Origin of the sequence: Vulcanococcus sp. CPBay_Sum15L08_68, from assembly GCF_017855895.1 — a bacterium.
Classification (GTDB): domain Bacteria; phylum Cyanobacteriota; class Cyanobacteriia; order PCC-6307; family Cyanobiaceae; genus Vulcanococcus.
Genome location: NZ_JAFMFX010000041.1, coordinates 1 through 16,024 on the forward strand (window position 1 = coordinate 1; position 16,024 = coordinate 16,024).

19 protein-coding genes are annotated in these 16,024 nt (G+C 62.3%); 4 read left to right on the top strand and 15 right to left on the bottom strand.

All coding sequences use genetic code 11. The annotated features are described in order from the left end of the window. From hypE to ppsA, 13 genes are all read right to left on the bottom strand, one after another. On the bottom strand, positions 1-889 hold an 889-nt coding region (gene hypE, locus QZ189_RS07680), incomplete at its 3' end, for a hydrogenase expression/formation protein HypE (RefSeq protein WP_296421455.1). Between the two features lie 57 nt (positions 890-946). After that, on the bottom strand, positions 947-1,999 hold the full coding sequence (gene hypD, locus QZ189_RS07685) for a hydrogenase formation protein HypD (RefSeq protein ID WP_296421457.1): 1,053 nt from the start codon (positions 1,997-1,999) through the stop codon (positions 947-949). A gap of 16 nt (positions 2,000-2,015) precedes the next feature. Beyond that, a complete protein-coding gene (locus tag QZ189_RS07690; protein ID WP_010317651.1) occupies positions 2,016-2,207 on the bottom strand; it encodes a HypC/HybG/HupF family hydrogenase formation chaperone in 192 nt (63 codons plus the stop codon). Positions 2,208-2,267: 60 nt separating this feature from the next. After that, on the bottom strand, positions 2,268-4,574 hold the full coding sequence (hypF, locus tag QZ189_RS07695) for a carbamoyltransferase HypF (RefSeq protein ID WP_296421459.1): 2,307 nt from the start codon (positions 4,572-4,574) through the stop codon (positions 2,268-2,270). Continuing rightward, on the bottom strand, positions 4,558-5,253 hold the full coding sequence (hypB, locus tag QZ189_RS07700; protein ID WP_296421460.1) for a hydrogenase nickel incorporation protein HypB: 696 nt from the start codon (positions 5,251-5,253) through the stop codon (positions 4,558-4,560). The genes hypF and hypB overlap by 17 nt, the downstream gene beginning before the upstream one ends. Continuing rightward, positions 5,253-5,594: a hydrogenase maturation nickel metallochaperone HypA gene (locus tag QZ189_RS07705; RefSeq protein ID WP_296418186.1), complete on the bottom strand. Its 342-nt coding sequence runs from the start codon at positions 5,592-5,594 to the stop codon at positions 5,253-5,255. Before QZ189_RS07705 ends, hypB begins: the two co-directional genes overlap by 1 nt. Continuing rightward, entirely contained in the window at positions 5,587-6,054 is a 468-nt protein-coding gene (locus tag QZ189_RS07710) for a hydrogenase maturation protease (RefSeq protein WP_296421461.1), read from the bottom strand. The genes QZ189_RS07705 and QZ189_RS07710 overlap by 8 nt, the downstream gene beginning before the upstream one ends. Further along, a complete protein-coding gene (locus QZ189_RS07715) occupies positions 6,051-7,523 on the bottom strand; it encodes a Ni/Fe hydrogenase subunit alpha (RefSeq protein ID WP_296421462.1) in 1,473 nt (490 codons plus the stop codon). The genes QZ189_RS07710 and QZ189_RS07715 overlap by 4 nt, the downstream gene beginning before the upstream one ends. Further along, positions 7,516-8,076 (bottom strand): oxidoreductase, encoded by a 561-nt coding sequence (locus QZ189_RS07720; protein WP_296418188.1) that lies wholly within the window; start codon positions 8,074-8,076, stop codon positions 7,516-7,518. Before QZ189_RS07720 ends, QZ189_RS07715 begins: the two co-directional genes overlap by 8 nt. Then, a complete protein-coding gene (hoxU, locus tag QZ189_RS07725; RefSeq protein ID WP_296421463.1) occupies positions 8,073-8,789 on the bottom strand; it encodes a bidirectional hydrogenase complex protein HoxU in 717 nt (238 codons plus the stop codon). The genes QZ189_RS07720 and hoxU overlap by 4 nt, the downstream gene beginning before the upstream one ends. Beyond that, entirely contained in the window at positions 8,786-10,342 is a 1,557-nt protein-coding gene (locus QZ189_RS07730) for an NADH-ubiquinone oxidoreductase-F iron-sulfur binding region domain-containing protein (protein ID WP_296421466.1), read from the bottom strand. Before QZ189_RS07730 ends, hoxU begins: the two co-directional genes overlap by 4 nt. After that, positions 10,339-10,776 (bottom strand): NAD(P)H-dependent oxidoreductase subunit E, encoded by a 438-nt coding sequence (locus QZ189_RS07735; RefSeq protein ID WP_296415288.1) that lies wholly within the window; start codon positions 10,774-10,776, stop codon positions 10,339-10,341. The genes QZ189_RS07730 and QZ189_RS07735 overlap by 4 nt, the downstream gene beginning before the upstream one ends. Positions 10,777-10,833: 57 nt before the next feature. After that, positions 10,834-13,224 (bottom strand): phosphoenolpyruvate synthase, encoded by a 2,391-nt coding sequence (gene ppsA / locus QZ189_RS07740; protein WP_363155549.1) that lies wholly within the window; start codon positions 13,222-13,224, stop codon positions 10,834-10,836. 512 nt (positions 13,225-13,736) lie between these two features. On the opposite strand from ppsA, the gene QZ189_RS07745 reads away from it, so the two are divergent. Both QZ189_RS07745 and QZ189_RS07750 read left to right on the top strand, forming a co-directional pair. Beyond that, positions 13,737-13,925: a hypothetical protein gene (locus QZ189_RS07745; RefSeq protein WP_247478956.1), complete on the top strand. Its 189-nt coding sequence runs from the start codon at positions 13,737-13,739 to the stop codon at positions 13,923-13,925. After that, a complete protein-coding gene (locus QZ189_RS07750; RefSeq protein ID WP_010317676.1) occupies positions 13,925-14,155 on the top strand; it encodes a hypothetical protein in 231 nt (76 codons plus the stop codon). Before QZ189_RS07745 ends, QZ189_RS07750 begins: the two co-directional genes overlap by 1 nt. A gap of 128 nt (positions 14,156-14,283) precedes the next feature. On the opposite strand, the gene QZ189_RS07755 is transcribed toward QZ189_RS07750, so the two are convergent. Together QZ189_RS07755 and QZ189_RS07760 are read right to left on the bottom strand one after the other, a co-directional pair. Beyond that, on the bottom strand, positions 14,284-14,457 hold the full coding sequence (locus tag QZ189_RS07755; RefSeq protein WP_010317678.1) for a hypothetical protein: 174 nt from the start codon (positions 14,455-14,457) through the stop codon (positions 14,284-14,286). Positions 14,458-14,646: 189 nt separating this feature from the next. Next, positions 14,647-15,150, bottom strand: coding sequence for an MliC family protein (locus tag QZ189_RS07760; protein WP_296421468.1), 504 nt, complete (start codon positions 15,148-15,150; stop codon positions 14,647-14,649). Positions 15,151-15,553: 403 nt separating this feature from the next. Here QZ189_RS07760 and QZ189_RS07765 point away from each other — a divergent pair, with 403 nt between their 5' ends. Both QZ189_RS07765 and QZ189_RS07770 read left to right on the top strand, forming a co-directional pair. Further along, on the top strand, positions 15,554-15,709 hold the full coding sequence (locus QZ189_RS07765) for a hypothetical protein (protein WP_296421469.1): 156 nt from the start codon (positions 15,554-15,556) through the stop codon (positions 15,707-15,709). A gap of 49 nt (positions 15,710-15,758) precedes the next feature. Further along, positions 15,759-16,022 (top strand): hypothetical protein, encoded by a 264-nt coding sequence (locus tag QZ189_RS07770; protein WP_010317684.1) that lies wholly within the window; start codon positions 15,759-15,761, stop codon positions 16,020-16,022. The last annotated feature ends 2 nt before the right edge of the window (positions 16,023-16,024 follow it).

The following is a 16,024-nucleotide window of genomic DNA, read 5'->3' on the forward strand; positions in this document are numbered from 1 at the left end:
CGTCTAGAGATGATCCATCGGCCCATCTCTGTCCCACCGTGCCAACCCTTGCTGCTTCTGGTTGATATCGCTGAAGCACCGTCAAGGCAAGACCCACCTGCTCGGCAGGGCAGATCACCAGCATCCGACCCTCGTTCGCCATTGCTATTGGATCGAGCCCAAGGACATCGCAGGCCGCGTTCACGCTTGGATGCACTGGAATGCGCTGCTGCTCGAGCTGCAGGGTGCACTGACCACTTCTTGCGATCTCATCGCTTGCACTCGCCAAGCCCCCCCTCGTCAGATCACGAAGGCAGTGCAGCTCCACTCCGGCTGCCAGTAGCTCCATCACCGGCTCCAGCAGGCAGGCCAGATCACTCTCGATTGGGCTCCTCAAACCCAACTCAGCGCGCGCCGACAGCACGGCCAATCCGTGGCGCCCAAGGTCGCCACTGACGATGACGGCATCACCTGGCCTGATGGCGCTTGGACTGATGTTCAGCGGGTGTTCCACCACTCCAATGGCTGTGCTGTTGATGAACAACCCATCACCCTTTCCCCGTTCCACCACCTTTGTGTCTCCGGTGATCACCCCCACGCCGATGCCTTGGCAGGCCTCGCCTACTGAATCGATCACCCGAGCCAGACAGTCGACTTCAAGACCCTCCTCGATGATCAGCGAGAGGCTCAGGGCGAGTGGTCTTGCCCCCGCCATGGCCAGATCGTTCACGCTTCCATAAACCGCCAGTCGTCCGATGTCTCCCCCGGGGAAGAACAAGGGCCTCACCACATAGGAGTCTGTGCTGAACGCCAGTTGCGGGCCGGGTGTGTAGAGGAGTGCCGCATCGTGCAGCACGTTCTTCTGGTGGCCGAGTTTTGGCACCACCAACTCGGTGATCAGCTCCCGCATTAGGCGGCCGCCACCCCCATGCCCCATCTGGATTCTTCCGTCGGGTGGCTGCATCGCTCAGTGATGAAACCTGAAATAGGCGGCACAGGCCCCCTCGCTTGAGACCATCGGTGCCCCCAATGGGTGAGCGGGAGTGCAGGCGTCTCCAAAGCTTGGACACTCGCCTGGCCGCATCAAGCCCCTGAGAACCTGACCACTTGGGCATTGCCCATTGCCGTAGGGCTGTCCGTCCAGCTCCTCCGGCTCCATCGCCAGAGCTGAATAAGGGTCACGCAACCGATATCCGCCTTTGCCGATGACCCCGAGACCTCGCCACACCCTGTCGACGGGTTCAAAGACGGTCTCAATCAACCGGCGAGCGTCCCTGTTCCCCCCCTGATCGACGACCGCCTCGTAGGCATTCCTGAGGTCATGGCGTCCTTCCTCCAGCTGCTTGATGCAGCACAAAATCCCTCGTAGCAATGCCTCCGGGCTGAACCCAGTCATCACGATCGGGCGTCTGTGCTGCGCCGCCAGATCCACGTACTCAGCCTCTCCCATGACCGCACAGACGTGCCCAGCAGCCAGTAAGCCCTGCACAGTGCAGGCCGGGTCCCCGAGCAATTGATCCAGTGCTGGCGCAACCCGGACATGGGCCATCAACAGTCGAAGATTCGTGAGCCTCTGCTGATGGGCCTGTTGAACCAGCAGGCCCGTCGCGGGGGCCGTGGTCTCAAAGCCCACCGCCAGAAACACCACCTGACGATCCGTTTCCCGCCTTGCGATCTCCAGCACATCAAGGGGGGAGTAGATCACGCGTACATCGGCACCTTCCGATCGGCACCCCAGCAGATTGCTCCCATCGCTCCCAGGCACTCGAAGCATGTCGCCGTAGGAGCAGAGCGTGACCTCAGGCTTTTTGACCAAAGCAATGGCCTGATCAATGCGTTCGCTGTCTGTCACACAGACCGGGCAGCCAGGCCCGTGGATCAGCTCGATCGAGTCCTCCAGCAGCCGATCCAGCCCATGGCGCAGTAGGGCATGGGTCTGACCGCCGCAGACCTCCATCACTGTCCAGCGCTGGCTGCAGCAGCCCCGTATTTGCTCGAGCAAAGCGACGCATTCACTCATCTGCCCAGCTGCAGCGTCATCGCTCCGGCTCCATCACCTTCAGAGCCACCCCGACATGCACCAGCAGCTGGTCCCCGATCTGAGCCGTCGGGACGCAGGCCAGGCTGACCTGGCGCAGGACCCCTGCAAAGGAAACATCCCCCACACGCCAGAGGGGGTCGGGGTGGTGATTGCTGCTGACTAACTCACCAGCGACGGCCAGGCACATGCCTTCCTAGTGGCGTTCAGCTCGTTCTATGCGGGGTTTTGGCGCCCGTTGGCCGCTGCCTCAGATCTGCGGCACAGCCAGCAGCTGACCGATCGGGAGGCTGGCGTCATTGCAGGGCAGTTGCTGACACCAAAGCGCACGGACACCGACCTGTTGCAGGCCCAGAACGCAACGTTCCAAGAGCAACTTGTTCTGGAAGCAGCCCCCCGCCAGAAGCAGTTGATCAACGCCCTGGGACTGCGCCAGGTTCACGACCGCCTGGGCCAGGCTTTGGTGAAACGCCAGTGAGAGCGCGGCCGGGGAGATGTGCTCCCCCAAGCCATTCAGAACGGCCTCGAGCAGTGGCGCCCAGTTCCACACCCAGATCCCTTCAGCGGCAGACCACTCCAGCGGCAGGGGGTAAGTCGGCGAGGCCTCTCCCCTCTCCAGTGCCTGGGTCGCCAACCCCTCGAGTGCCATCGCCGCCTGGGCCTCGAAGCTGCAGGTTTGCTGCACCCCAAGCAAGGCCGCGAAGCCATCAAACAGCCGCCCCATGCTGGAGCAGCGATGGCGATTCACCCCGCAGACCAGGCTCTGTTCCAGTAGCGCACGATCCGCCTCAGGGAATGCGGACCACCAGGGCGTCTCCAGTGGCTGCAGCCTGGCTCGCCAGTTGGGTCCATAGGCCTCCAGCAGCATCCCCAGGGCCGCCCGTCGCGGTTCCCGTAGGGCGCGCTCGCCTCCTGGCAATGGGAATGAGCGAAGGGTGGCGACCCGCCGGTAGCCGTCGCCTTCAAGCTCCAGGGCTTCCCCGCCCCAGATCGTGCCGTCATCTCCGAGTCCAGATCCATCCCAGGCCAGTCCGCATTGCGCTCCGCTCAGGCCGTGTTCGGCCATCACCGCCAGCAGATGGGCCTGGTGATGCTGCACCTGCAGTCGCCTCGCTGGAAGGGACTGGCTGAGGTGTTCGGCGTAGGCACTGGAGCTGTAGCTCCGGTGGCGATCACTCACAATCCACCTTGGAGTGACGGCGTGGCGCCGCATCCAGGTGCGGCTAGTGCTCTCGAAATGCTCGGCACCGCAGCGACTGGAGAGATCACCAAGATCGGGGCTCAACACCCGATGCGTCTTCAGCTGTAGGGCAAAAGCACCTTTGACCTGTGCACCCACGGCCAGTTGCACCGGAGCGGAGCATGGCTGGGCTTGGGTTGGAAGGGCGAGAGGCGCGAGACCACGCCCGAGCCGCAGCACCAGGGGGGCACCGGCGGCCCAGCGCATCACGCTGTCGTCGATGCGGTTGACGATGCGCAATCCATGACTCAGCACACCATCCGCCAGGGAGGCGAGCAAGGCCTCATCGGCGTTGACATCGGCCGCAATCGGCTCCCCGGAACGATTGGCGCTGGTGCAGACCAAGGGGGAACCAACGTGCTCGAGCAAGAGCTGTTGCAAGCCACTGGCCGGGCGCATCACCCCCAACCAGGGACTCGATCCCGCCACCCGTGCATCCACACCCGCATCAGGGCTACGGCGCATCAGCACGATCGGGGCGAGAGGGGACTGCCAGAGCTCCAGTTCAGGCTCTGATGGTCGACAGATCTCCTCGAGCGCTGCTCTGCTGCTGAGTAGGGCCAGGGGTTTTTCAGGCCGCCCCTTTCTGGTCCGCAGCCTGGCCAACGCTTGGCCGTGGGTTGGATCAGCCAGGAGTTGAAAGCCACCGACCCCCTGCAGGGCGAGGATGCCCCCTGCCTGCAGTAGCTGCGTCGCGGCCTGCAGGCCTTCCCCGTAGTCCGCAATCCTTTGGTTCCAGCTCAGGCTTGGTCCGCAGGCCGGGCAGCTGATCGTCTGAGCATGAAAGCGGCGGTCCTCGGGATTGGCGTATTCCGCAGCGCAGGTGGCGCACGGCGGGAAGGCGGAGAAGCTGGTGTTGTCCCGCTCAAACGGCAACGTCTGCAGGAGGCTGTAGCGCGGTCCGCACTGGGCGCAACTGATGAAGGGATAGCCGAAGCGTCGGTTGCTCGGATCCAGAAGCTCGGCCAGGCATGCCCTGCAGAGGGCCAGATCTGGTGCGATCAGTGCCGAGGAACCCGGTGACGGCTGGGAGGGCACAATCCGGAACGGTCGCTTGCCGCAGGGGATCTGCCGCCAACCCGGCTGCACCTGGTCCATCCGACTGTGTGTTGGGGGATCCCTCAGCAGCTGTTTGAGAAACACCTCGAGTTGAGGCCTCGAGCCATGCAGCTCCAGGATCACGCCGCTTGTGTTGTTGGCGACCCAGCCACCCAGCCCCAGTCGTGTGGCCCTGCGATGGATGGCCGGGCGAAACCCAATGCCCTGCACCCGCCCACTGAGCTGCAGCTGCAGCGCCCACTCAGTTCCGCTGCTCATCCTGCAGCCAGGCCATGACAGCCTCTACCCCGGCTCCCGATCGAGCAGAGATGGCAAAGACCTCTGCCTGGGGAGCCGTGTCCCTGAGATTGGCGAGGGCGGCGCGGCGATCAAAGCCCACCACCTCCTCCAGGTCGATCTTGTTGATCAGCACTGCATCGACACTTTTGAAGAGGGTCGGGTATTTCAGGGGTTTGTCCTCACCCTCGGTGACCGAGATCAAGGCGATACGCAGGTGTTCCCCCAAGGCAAAAGCCGTGGGGCAGACGAGATTGCCGACGTTCTCGATCATCAAGAGATCCATCCCTTTGGTCTCCAGCTGATCAAAGGCGCGAGCCACCAGATCGGCCTCCAGATGGCAGAGATCCCCTGTCTGGATCTGCACAGAGCGTGCCCCTGCACTCTTCAGACGCTGGGCGTCGTTATCGGTGGCCAAATCGCCAACGATCACCCCGATGGGTGGTCGCGGCCACTGGCGCGCCAGCTGCTCGAGAAAGGCGGTCTTGCCTGATCCCGGTGCGGAGACCAGATTCACCGCGAGCAAACCGTGTCGCTCGAAGTGGATTCGGTTGTGCAAGGCCTGTTGCTCATTGCGCTCCAGCAGGTTGCGTTGGAGAACGATCCGCGTTGGCTCTGGTGTGAGTGGAGCACCCTGCTCACAGCCGCACTGGCCACACATCAGGAGACCTCCATCGAAACCAGCTCAAGCTCGCGGCCCTCGAGAACGTCGCTGGAGAGCGCACCGCAGCGGCTGCACTGATGAATCAGATCCGTTGGCCGAAAGGCCTGGCGGCAGTGAGCGCAGAAACAACGGGTTCTCACCACCTCCAGCTCAAGACGAGTGCTGCTCCAGGGGGGGGCTGTCGCCACCACGGCAAAGGCCTGACGCAACGCTTCCGCATCCACGCCGGAGAGGTTGCCGATTCGCAACAGGAGCGAATGGATCGTGCTGGCTCCCTGATCCCTGGCCGCCTGTTGGGCGATGCGGCAGAGCTCATCGATCAGCGCTAACTCATGCATGACCTGATCCCCAGGCGCGGACCAGGGGCACGGCCATGGCCGCCGCTGTTGAGGTCAAGGGGGAGAGTTCCATTCCATGCTCCCAATGCAGGGAGGGGATCAGCAGCTGCCAGGCCGGTGGTCTCGAGCTGTACAAGGCCTCAGCCAGGGCCAAGAGATCCTGGGGGGTGCCCTGATGGCTCAAGGACGTCTTCGTCAGGGGGAGGCACCCCAGGGGCTCGAGTTGGGGAGAGGACCAGCGCGAACATCGTTCGGGATCGATGGTGGAGTCGATGAACAACACCCGACTTGCGGTGGCAATCGGCTCCGCAAACTCCGGCATGAGCTGGTGGCTCGCAATCACCCGGCAGGGCACCGCTAACTCGTCCTGCAGGGCAGCAGCGATGCGATAGCCGGCGCTGTCATCACCCCTCTGCAGGTTGCCGATGCCAATCACAAGGGGCTTCAGCGCAGTGGTCATTCGCGTTTCAGCTCCTGGAGTAGATCTCCCTCTGCACTCAACAGCTGCACCTGCAGGGGCATGGCTCCTGCGGCATGTGTGCTGCAGGACAGGCACGGATCGAAGCAACGAATCCCCGCTTCGATGCGGTTGAGCAGTGCCTCGTTGAGCTGGGCCGCCTGGGTCTGCGTTGGGGTGAGGTAATGCCTGGCGATCTGGGTCACCGTGCGATTCATCGCCCCGTTGTTCTGGCCGGTGGCAATGATCAGATTCACCTTCTCAATCAGCCCATTGGCATCCACCCGGTAGTGGTGCAGCAGGGTGCCGCGGGGTGCCTCACTCACGCCCACGGCCTCCAGGCAGTTGACCTCTGCTCGGGCGCGCACGTGGGGGGAGCACAGCTCGGGATCATCCAGCAGCTGCTCCATCTGCTCAAGGCAGGCCAGGATCTCCACCAAGCGAGCCAGGTGATAGAGGAACGAGGCCGTCACCACGCGCCCCCCCCGTTGGCGGAACTCCAGCAACTCGCGATCGGCCCGTTCCGTGCCAATCCGCGTGCAGAGGTTCAGCCGGGCCAGGGGGCCGACGCGATAACTCCCGGCCTCCAGGCCTAAGGGCCGGTAGTAGGGGAATTTGAGGTAGCTCCAAGGCTCCACCGCTTCGGCGATGAAGGAGGCGTAGTCGTCTTCCCGCAAGCCATCGGCAAGCACGCCACCTTGGCTATCGATGACCCGGATGCCCTGGCAGAGGGATCCACTGGTGTGCTCCCAGCGATCGCCATGGCCGATCAACCCCACAAAGAGCGAGGGAAAGTGGCCAAAGACCTCGAGTTCTTCACGCAGTTGACGATCGAGCAACTGTTTGAACACCCTCAGCCCCTGCTCGACAACGGCGAAGGCCTCGGGCAGTCCGGCTCGGATTTGATCGCGGGTCTCGATCGCTAACGGGCTGCGCACTCCCCCCGGGACGGCCCAGGCGGCATGGATTTTGCGCCCCCCCAAGGCCTCGATGACGCCCTGGCCGAATTGACGTAGGCGGATTCCACTGCGGGCCAGATCAGGGTTCGCCGCGATCAGACCAAAGATGTTGCGTCGTGCCGGATCACTGTTCCAGCCCAAGAGGAAATCGGGACTGCTGAGGTGAAAGAAGGACAGGGCGTGCGATTGGGTGATCTGCGCCAAGTTCATGAGGCGGCGCAGCTTCTCCGCCGTAGGGGGGATCGAGACCCCGAGGATCTTGTCTCCGGTTTTGGCTGCGGTCAGCAGATGACTGACCGGACAGATCCCGCAGATCCGGGCCGTGATGGCGGCCATCTCGGTGAAGGGTCTGCCCTCGCAGAACGTCTCAAAACCGCGGTATTCAGTGACGTGGAAGCGGGCCGTCTCCACCGCCCCCGAGGCATCGAGCTGGATCGAGATCTTGGCGTGACCTTCGATTCGGGTCACTGGATCGATCTGAATCCGGCGCCGTTGCTGGCTCGCTTCAGCCAAAACGGATCTCCCGGTTGGCCTGGAGCGGAGGCCGCTGATCCTGCAGCAGTGCCTCTAGCGCTGATCGGATCTGCGCCGCACTGGGCGGACATCCCGGCAGGAACATCTCCACGGCGACCAACTCATGGACTGGCAGGACCCGATCGAGGAGCTCAGGGATGAGACCTGGTGCATGGGGGCGTTGGGCGCTGCTGTCGGCTAAATCCAGGTAGCCGCGCCGGAGCACGGGATCGGCGCCCTGGAGCATGTTGCGCATCCCTGGGACGTTGGCCGTGATGGCGCAATCGCCAAAGCTCACCAGGATTTGTGAGTTGGCCCTCACCTGCAGCAGCAGTTCCAGGTTGTCCTCGTTGGCGACCCCTCCCTCCACGAGGGCGATGTCGACATTTTTGGGATAGAGCTTCTGGTCCGATCCCACCGGGCTGTAGACGATGTCGGCTTGCTCGGCGAGCTCCAGGAGCCATTCATCGAGATCGAGAAACGACATATGGCAGCCCGAACAACCCGCCAACCAAACCGTGGCCAGACGCTTGCGGGGGGAGGAGGTGCTCATGGCTGCCAGTGCTGATGGGTGCGTGCCTCGACCAGGGCCTGGAGCCGCTCTGGATGACCGTGCTTTTCTGCGCTGTTGTCCCCCTTGTGGAAGAGGGCACCGGTGGGGCAGACCTCCACGCACTTGCCGCAATCGGTGCAGGCCTGGACCTCCCCCCAGGGCTCAGCCAGGCCGGAGATGATCTGGCACTGCTCGCCCCGCCAGCCCACATCCCAGACGTGGGCGCCCTCCACCTCATCGCAGACCCGAACGCAACGGGTGCAGAGGATGCAGCGGTTGTGATCTAGGCCAAATCGCGAGTGGGAAAGATCCACCGACCGTTTTGGAAATCGATAGGGGAGGCGGCTGTGATCCATGCCCACCTGCACCGCGAGGTCCTGAAGTTCACAATCCCCATTGGCGACACAGATCGCACAGACATGGTTCCCCTCGGTGAACAGCATTTCGATCACCGAACGTCGGATCTCCTCCAATTGCGGGGTGTTGGTCTTGACCCTCATCCCCTCCTGCACGCTGGTGACACAAGCGGCCTGCAGCTTCTCTGTTCCTTCCAGTGCCACCAGGCAGAGACGGCAGGCCGCCACCGGTGACACCCCCTTGAGATCGCAAAGGGTGGGAACGGAGAGGCCCTCGGAGCGGATGGCCGCCAAGAGAGTCGTTCCGGATGAGACCGCTACATCGCGGTCGTCAATGCGCAGGGTGACGATGCTCATGGGCGCCGGTCCCTCTGCAGCAAGGCGAGAAAGTCGCCCCGGTAATGACGCAGGCTGCTCAGCACTGGATTGGGCGCGTTTTGGCCCAATCCACACAAACTGGCCTCTTTGACGGTGTGGCAGAGGCTCTCCAACTGGCTTAGGTCGGAGCTTGTCCCATGGCCCGCCAGCAGCTTGCGCAGCAGCATCTCCAGCTGGACCGTGCCGCAGCGGCAGGGGATGCATTTGCCGCAGGACTCTTCTCGGCAGAAGGCCATGAAGAAGGCGGCCAGATCCACCATGTCGGTGGTGTCATCCATCACCACCATCCCGCCCGAGCCCATGATCGTGCCGAGCTCACGCAGGCTCTCGTAATCCACAGGGGTGTCCAGGTGGCTGGCGGGGACACAGCCCCCCGATGGCCCTCCGGTCTGGACCGCCTTGATCTGATGGCCGTTCTTTGGGCCACCGGCCATCGTCTCCACAATCGTGCGCAGGCTCGTGCCCATGGGCACTTCGACGACTCCACTGCGTTGCACGTGGCCTGTCAGGGAGAAGACCTTGGTGCCTTGGCCGTAGGCCTCCAGTCCCAGACGCAACAACGCAGGGATGTTGGCGAAGGTTTCGACGTTGTTAATCAGTGTGGGGAATCCATGGACCCCTTGCTCTGCCGGAAAGGGCGGACGGGGTCTGGGCACACCGCGCCGTCCCTCGATCGAATGGATTAAGGCGGTTTCCTCTCCGCAGACATAGGCGCCGGCTCCCACGCGAAGCTCCAGATCAAAACGGAAGCCGCTAGCGCCCACCGAGCCACCAAGCCAACCGCTCTGCCTGGCCTGCTCGATTCCCCGCCGCAACCGCTCAATCGCCAGGGGGTATTCACCGCGGACATAGATCCATCCCCGCTCTGCCCCCACAGCGAAGGCTGCAATCACCATCCCCTCAAGCAGGGTGTGGGGGTCTCCCTCCATCACCGTGCGATCCATAAAGGCACCGGGATCGCCCTCATCGGCGTTGCAGACCACGACCTTGGAGTCCCCCGGCATGGCGGCGACGGCGGCCCACTTCAAACCCGTGGGATAGCCCGCGCCGCCGCGACCCCGTAGCCCACTGCGCCTGACGCGCTCGATGATGGCCAGGGGATCGTTCTCCTGCAGAACACGCCGCAGCTGGAGGTAGGCACCGGCTGCCTCGGCCTCCTCCAATGACTCGGGGTCAATGCGCCCGCACTGCGCCAGCACCAGGCGCCGCTGCAGGGCGAGGAAGGGTTCCTCAGGCAGGATCTCTCGACTCCCGGAGGGTTGCCATGCGATCAGGGCACCGCGACTCAAGGTTGTCTCAAGCTCCGTCGGGAGGGACTCCAGCGCAGAGTGCTCAAGAGCCATCAACCGGGATCCAGCCTCGGTATCGATGACCATCAACGGCCCCTCGCTGCAGGGGCCCAGACAGCCGACCCCTTTGACCGATAGGCCTGCTTCACCCTGCCTGGCGACGGCAGCGCAGTGCTGCAGCAAGCCCTCACTCCCTCGGCTGCGGCAGCTGGTGGACGTGCAGAAACGAAGGCCGCTTCTCATGGCTTCAGCCTTCGAAGACCAGCAAGCGCTGTGGCACTGGTCTGGTGAGTCCAGATGTCGCCATCGACAACCAGCAGTGGTCCTCCGCTGCAGCTGCCAATGCAGCGCACCGAGCCCAGCTCGCACCAGGGCTGCTTGAGGGTCGTCTGGAGTGCCTTGAACAGGAGGCCTGCGCCCTGAACATGGCAAGCCGTGCCGGTGCAAACCAGGCACTGATGCCGAGGTGGAGGACTGAGGCGAAAGAGGTGATAAAAACTCGCCGTGCCCTGCACGCGGCTCAAAGGCAATCGCAGGAGACCGGCGACATGGCGCAGCAGGCTGGGGCTGAGGTGGCCATAGATCTGTTGAGCGGCGGCGAGCACCTCCAGCAGGGCCTCGGCTCGGTAGCCGTGACGCCTCAGAACTGGATCTAACGCATCAAAAACAGGCGACATCGCCCCAGCTCGCTCATCTCCGCAAGGTATTGAGGAGATGACTGGCGAACGGCAACCTCAGCAGAGCTGCTGCTCAATGCTGGCAATGGCCAGTCGTGTCTTGATCACAGCATCGGGATTGAGGCTGATGGAGTCGATGCCTTCCTTGACCAGGAACTCCGCGAACTCTGGATAGTCACTCGGGGCCTGTCCGCAGATTCCGATCTTGGAACCGCATTGCTTCGCGGTCCGAATGGCCAAGCGCACCATCTCCAGCACTGCTGGGTGACGTTCATCAAAGAGCTCGGCCACCAGAGCGGAATCCCGGTCCAGGCCCAAGGTGAGCTGGGTGAGGTCATTGGAGCCGATGGAGAAGCCATCGAAACGCTGGGCAAAGGCTTCGGCCGCCATGACGTTGCTTGGCAGTTCACACATCACATAAACCTCAAGACCCTGCTCTCCTCGCACCAGACCATGGAGGGCCATCTCCTCCAGCACCCGATCCCCCTCTTCCGGGGTGCGGCAGAAGGGCACCATTGGGATGACATTGCTCAGTCCCATGTGCTGGCGAACAGCGATGAGGGCCTTGCATTCCAAGGCGAACGCCTCACGAAAGGCCGGTGAGGTGTAACGCGATGCACCACGCCAGCCGAGCATCGGGTTCGCCTCGACGGGCTCAAATCCGCTGCCCCCCAGCAGCTTGGCGTACTCGTTGCTTTTGAAGTCGGAGAAACGCAGGACCACAGGCCTTGGGTAAAAGGCTGCGGCCAGACGTCCGATTCCCTGCGCCAGTCGATCGACGTAGTAGTCGGCGGGGTTGGCGTAGCCGGCCGTGAGCTGGAGGATCGCCTGCTGCTCGTCCTGGCTCACCACCCGGTTGAGGTGGAGCAACGCCATCGGATGCACACGGATCTGATTGGCGATGATGAACTCCAGCCGGGCCAGGCCCACGCCATCGCATGGAATGGCCGCAAGGTTGAAGGCCTCCTCCGGGTTCCCCACATTCATGAGGATCTGGGTTCGAGTCGCGGGCAGATCCCCCACAGCGCTCTCCTCCACCCGGAAGGGCAGGGCACCGCGATAGACGCGCCCCTCATCACCTTCGCAACAGCTCAGCGTGATGGTTTCTCCATCCAGGATGCGCTCTGTCGCCTGGTCCGCGCCGACGACGGCCGTGATGCCCATTTCCCGAGCAATGATCGCCGCATGACAGGTGCGGCTGCCTCGATTGGTCACCACACCGCTGGCCCGCTTGAGCACCGGTTCCCAGTCGGGATCGGTGCGATCGGTCACCAGCAGGTCACCGCTTTGAAAACGGTGAATCTCACTGGGGTGATGCAGGATCCGTGCTGCGCCACTACTGACCGATGTCCCGATGGCGCGTCCTCTGCAAAGCAACGCCGCGTCATGGGGCTCGAGATGCCAGCTCCGCAGCACGTTGACGTCTCGGCGAGATTTCACCGTTTCAGGTCTGGCCTGAAGGATGAAGAGTTCTCCGGTCTTGCCGTCCTTGGCCCACTCAATATCCATCGGTGTGGCTTGCCCGTGTCGCTCGCTGTAGTGGGCCTCGATCTGGCAAGCCCAGCGGGCCAATTGCAGGACCTCCGCTTGATCGAGGGCAAAGCGTTGCCGATCGCAGGCCGGCACCGATTCGTTCCGGGTTGATCCCGCTTGCGCGTAGACCATGCGAATGGCCTTCTCTCCCAGCCGTTGGCTGACGATCGGTGCAAAACCCTCGAGAAGGGTCGGTTTGAAAATCAGGTATTCATCAGGATTGACGGCTCCTTGCACCACGTTCTCGCCCAAGCCGTAGGCCGCCGTGAGAAGAACCACATCACGAAACCCCGACTCGGTATCGAGGCTGAACATCACCCCCGAGCAGGCCAGATCGGAGCGCACCATGCGCTGAATGCCGATCGAAAGGGCCACATCGAAGTGATCAAAGCCGTTCAGTTGCCGGTAGGAAATGGCCCGGTCGGTGAACAGTGAGGCATAGCAACGCCGGCAGGCCTCTAGCAGTGCTGCCTCGCCCTCCACATTGAGATAGGTCTCCTGCTGACCGGCAAAGGATGCCTGTGGCAGATCTTCAGCAGTGGCGCTGGAACGCACAGCCACAGCAGGTGATCCCAGCTCTCGGTAGTGCAGCAGCAGTTGCTCCTCAAGCTCGATCGGCAGGGGTGCCTTGAGAAGGAGGTCGCGAGCGGCGGCTCCAGCTTGTTGAAGTGCGGGGAGCTGCTCTGCGTCGAGACCATCGAGGCAGTCATGCAGGCCTTGGCTGAGATGGGCGGAATCCAGGAGAACTCGGTAGGCGTGAGCGGTCGTTGCAAAGCCCGAGGGAACCTTGATGCCTTGGTTTGATAGCTCTCGGATCATCTCGCCGAGAGACGCATTCTTGCCGCCTACAAGTGAGATGGCTTCGAGGCCAACCTGCTCAAACGGGAGGACTAACCGGAGTGCTGGAGAACTGATTGCTTTCACTTCGGTCACTACACTCTGTCTTCAAAGTAGTGAGAACCGCTTTCTCTGAACGCAGCTTTGATGCTGAGTTGGCGGCGAATCTAATCGACCTTTGTTTCTCTAGGACAGCAGGTTGACCGCTGGGCGATTCATGTTGCTGTGGATGTGCAGCATTGAACGCCAACGCCTTCGATACTGCTGAAGGTTGAGGGGTGAATGAATGTGGGTCAATGGATGATTGGAGTGTCTCTGGTTCGTTTTTAGTTGGTGCTGGAGGTGCGGCAAAGCTTCCGCCAACGTCTGAGCCCCCAGCACGGCTGACCTGGTCGAGGTCCCATGGAGAGGAGTTGGACCAGAGCCTGTCTGCAGATGGAGCCCATGACGCAGCCGATTCGTTCCTCGGCGGGAGTCATCCGCTGACGAGACGGGACGAGCCAGTCGCGGCCTTGCCGGGGCGCTTCCTATTGGATCAGGACGGTTCTGCCTGGGATTGTCTTTGCGGCCAGGGTGGATATCAAGGTGACTTGCAAGGGTTTCTGCTGGAGCTGGAGCAGAAGCCTGAGTTTCGAGCCGGCGTGATGCTGCAGGCCCTGAGTCGATTGAGGGATGTACTGAAGTCCGAGCCAGAGGATGCGGCACTGGAGACGATGGTGCCATTGCTGATGCGTGACGCACTGGTGATCTCTCGGGCGCTGTTGGAGCGGTTGCGCTGATGGAGAGCGTCTCAAGCGATCAGGTCGATGAGCTGATTGGTTTGCTGGTGGCCCTGGCCATCGAGCATGTGGTGCAGGAGCGGTTGACCCATCAAGAGGCACGCCTGATTCGTGCAGCTCTTGCGGATTCAGAACTGGATGCGCAGATCAATACAGCAAAGGAAACGGTGCTGGCGGCCTTGTTAATTACCGTGCCAGATGTTTTCAATGCAGCCCTAGGTTTTGATTGAGCCGAGGCTCTGCTGAGGGTGGTGCATGGCCTCTCAAGCACGCCTGCTGCAGCATTGAAAACCAAGTGCTAGAGACGGACAAGTTCCTCCGAGTCAGGGGAACCTGTCTGGGTTCATTCAGAATTGAACTAGCCCTCGGATCCATCCACAAGGACGAGTGCTTCCATCAGGCTGTGTTCAATGCCACGCAACGTATCGACCAGTGACAGGGCGGCGTCTTCGTCACTCCAGCCATGAATGCCCATCAGCTCATTGTGGATGGCTTCAATGGACAGCGACAGTTCATCGGTGAGCAAGGTCAAGCTCTTGCTGTGTTTTACGGCGGCATTCAGGCGATGTTTTAGCAAATCACGCCTTGATAGAGCTTTCATTGGGCTAAGCCAATTGGATCTATTGCTAGTCAACACAATCCATCTGTTCAATCGATGGTTGATGCCAGGGATACGCCTCAGAAGTGCGGCCGAATGCCGCACTTCTTGCACTCCTTGCCGTTATCGACAGCTGATCACTTGGCCCAACCAATCGATCCGGGTCGTGCCTTGATGCTCCCAGAGTTCAACGCCTGGCGCCGTGTAGCGGGCGCCGCTGCCGGTTAGAGCGATGTGTTGATCGCCGATGGCCAGATCTGCCCCTGTTGGTGTGTAGGCCACCGAGACTGGTTCGCTCCTGCCGGCGCACTGCAGGGAGTGCCGCCAGAAGACGCTCAAGGTGTAGTCCCCCTCGCGGGTAAAGCGCAGGCCCTGCTCGCTGTTGCTGCGCTGATAGCTCTGTCCTTGTTGATCGGCCGGGAAGTGAAAGGCCCAGCGCTTGCCCATCTGAACGTTGACGTTCCCCTGGTGTTGGGAGAACTGGCAGGGACCGGACTCCAGGGCAATGGTGTGGTCGTGGCGGCTGAGCTGGCAGTAGGCGACCGTGTTGTCGGCGCGGGCCGGAGGCTGCTGGCTCAGGGCGGCGATCCCGATCAGGGTCAACAGCGGCAGGACTGAGCGGCGCATGGCTCCTGGGCCGGTTCTCCCTGCTATAGCCCAGCAAAAACCCCTGGACCCAAACGAGCCCAGGGGTTGCGGTTTCCTCTGGAGCGTCAGTCGCTCACTTCTTGGTCAGGGCAGCGGCTCCGCCGAAGGCTGCACCGACGATGGCGATGACGGCAAGGATTTCCATGGCAGGGGGGGAAGTGGTGGTTGTGAGTTGACTGTCTCCCCCGATGGACCTTTGGGTTTGTTCAATCTGAACCCCGTTCACAGAATCCGGTTGTCGTTGCTACGGATGGGGAAAGTCGTCAGCAGTTGCGCTCTTTCTCGGTGCGCACTTCTACCTGTTTTTCAAGAGGTGTTCAAAGCGGACAGTTCGCTGCTGTTGCGCTGCCAACGCTGAATAGACCATCCCCGGCAACCGCTCATGCCTGCGTCCCCACGTCCTGCTTCCCAACACGATCGCCCTGCGGTGCAGCAGGCCGTCTGGAGCTGGCGTGAGGAGGTGATGCGCCATCCCCACTGCCATCCGGCTGCGCTGCAGCGCACGCTCAATCCCAGTGAGGGCGTTCCCGTGCGCTAGGTCCTTCTGCGGCTTGCTTTAGGCCCCGGCGCTGTGCCTGGATGGAGGCATGACGCCTGAACTGGCTGCTGACGTTCTCGAGGCTCTGCTGCTGCTCCATGAGGAGCTCTCAGCGGATCCGGAGGCCCCTTGGTACGTGGGAATGCCGGATCAGACCCAGGTGCTGCATGACGAGCTCTGGCTGCTGGCTGGGGCTAATCCCGGAATCAAGAGCGCGGCCTTGGTGGAGCTTTGGTACGGCAAGGGACGCTCCAAGCTTCTGCCGGTGGAGTGCACCGGTGAACTGGTGAGCAGCCGGCATCAGTTGGTCTGAGC

Bases quoted from the DNA above. Each gene is read 5' to 3' on its own strand.
- hypD (WP_296421457.1), bottom strand. From the start codon at position 1,999: ATGAGTGAATGCGTCGCTTTGCTCGAGCAAATACGGGGCTGCTGCAGC.
- QZ189_RS07690 (WP_010317651.1), bottom strand. From the start codon at position 2,207: ATGTGCCTGGCCGTCGCTGGTGAGTTAGTCAGCAGCAATCACCACCCC.
- hypF (WP_296421459.1), bottom strand. From the start codon at position 4,574: ATGAGCAGCGGAACTGAGTGGGCGCTGCAGCTGCAGCTCAGTGGGCGG.
- hypB (WP_296421460.1), bottom strand. From the start codon at position 5,253: ATGTGTGGCCAGTGCGGCTGTGAGCAGGGTGCTCCACTCACACCAGAG.
- QZ189_RS07705 (WP_296418186.1), bottom strand. From the start codon at position 5,594: ATGCATGAGTTAGCGCTGATCGATGAGCTCTGCCGCATCGCCCAACAG.
- QZ189_RS07710 (WP_296421461.1), bottom strand. From the start codon at position 6,054: ATGACCACTGCGCTGAAGCCCCTTGTGATTGGCATCGGCAACCTGCAG.
- QZ189_RS07720 (WP_296418188.1), bottom strand. From the start codon at position 8,076: ATGAGCACCTCCTCCCCCCGCAAGCGTCTGGCCACGGTTTGGTTGGCG.
- hoxU (WP_296421463.1), bottom strand. From the start codon at position 8,789: ATGAGCATCGTCACCCTGCGCATTGACGACCGCGATGTAGCGGTCTCA.
- QZ189_RS07730 (WP_296421466.1), bottom strand. From the start codon at position 10,342: ATGAGAAGCGGCCTTCGTTTCTGCACGTCCACCAGCTGCCGCAGCCGA.
- QZ189_RS07735 (WP_296415288.1), bottom strand. From the start codon at position 10,776: ATGTCGCCTGTTTTTGATGCGTTAGATCCAGTTCTGAGGCGTCACGGC.
- QZ189_RS07750 (WP_010317676.1), top strand. From the start codon at position 13,925: ATGGAGAGCGTCTCAAGCGATCAGGTCGATGAGCTGATTGGTTTGCTG.
- QZ189_RS07760 (WP_296421468.1), bottom strand. From the start codon at position 15,150: ATGCGCCGCTCAGTCCTGCCGCTGTTGACCCTGATCGGGATCGCCGCC.
- QZ189_RS07765 (WP_296421469.1), top strand. From the start codon at position 15,554: ATGCCTGCGTCCCCACGTCCTGCTTCCCAACACGATCGCCCTGCGGTG.
- QZ189_RS07770 (WP_010317684.1), top strand. From the start codon at position 15,759: ATGACGCCTGAACTGGCTGCTGACGTTCTCGAGGCTCTGCTGCTGCTC.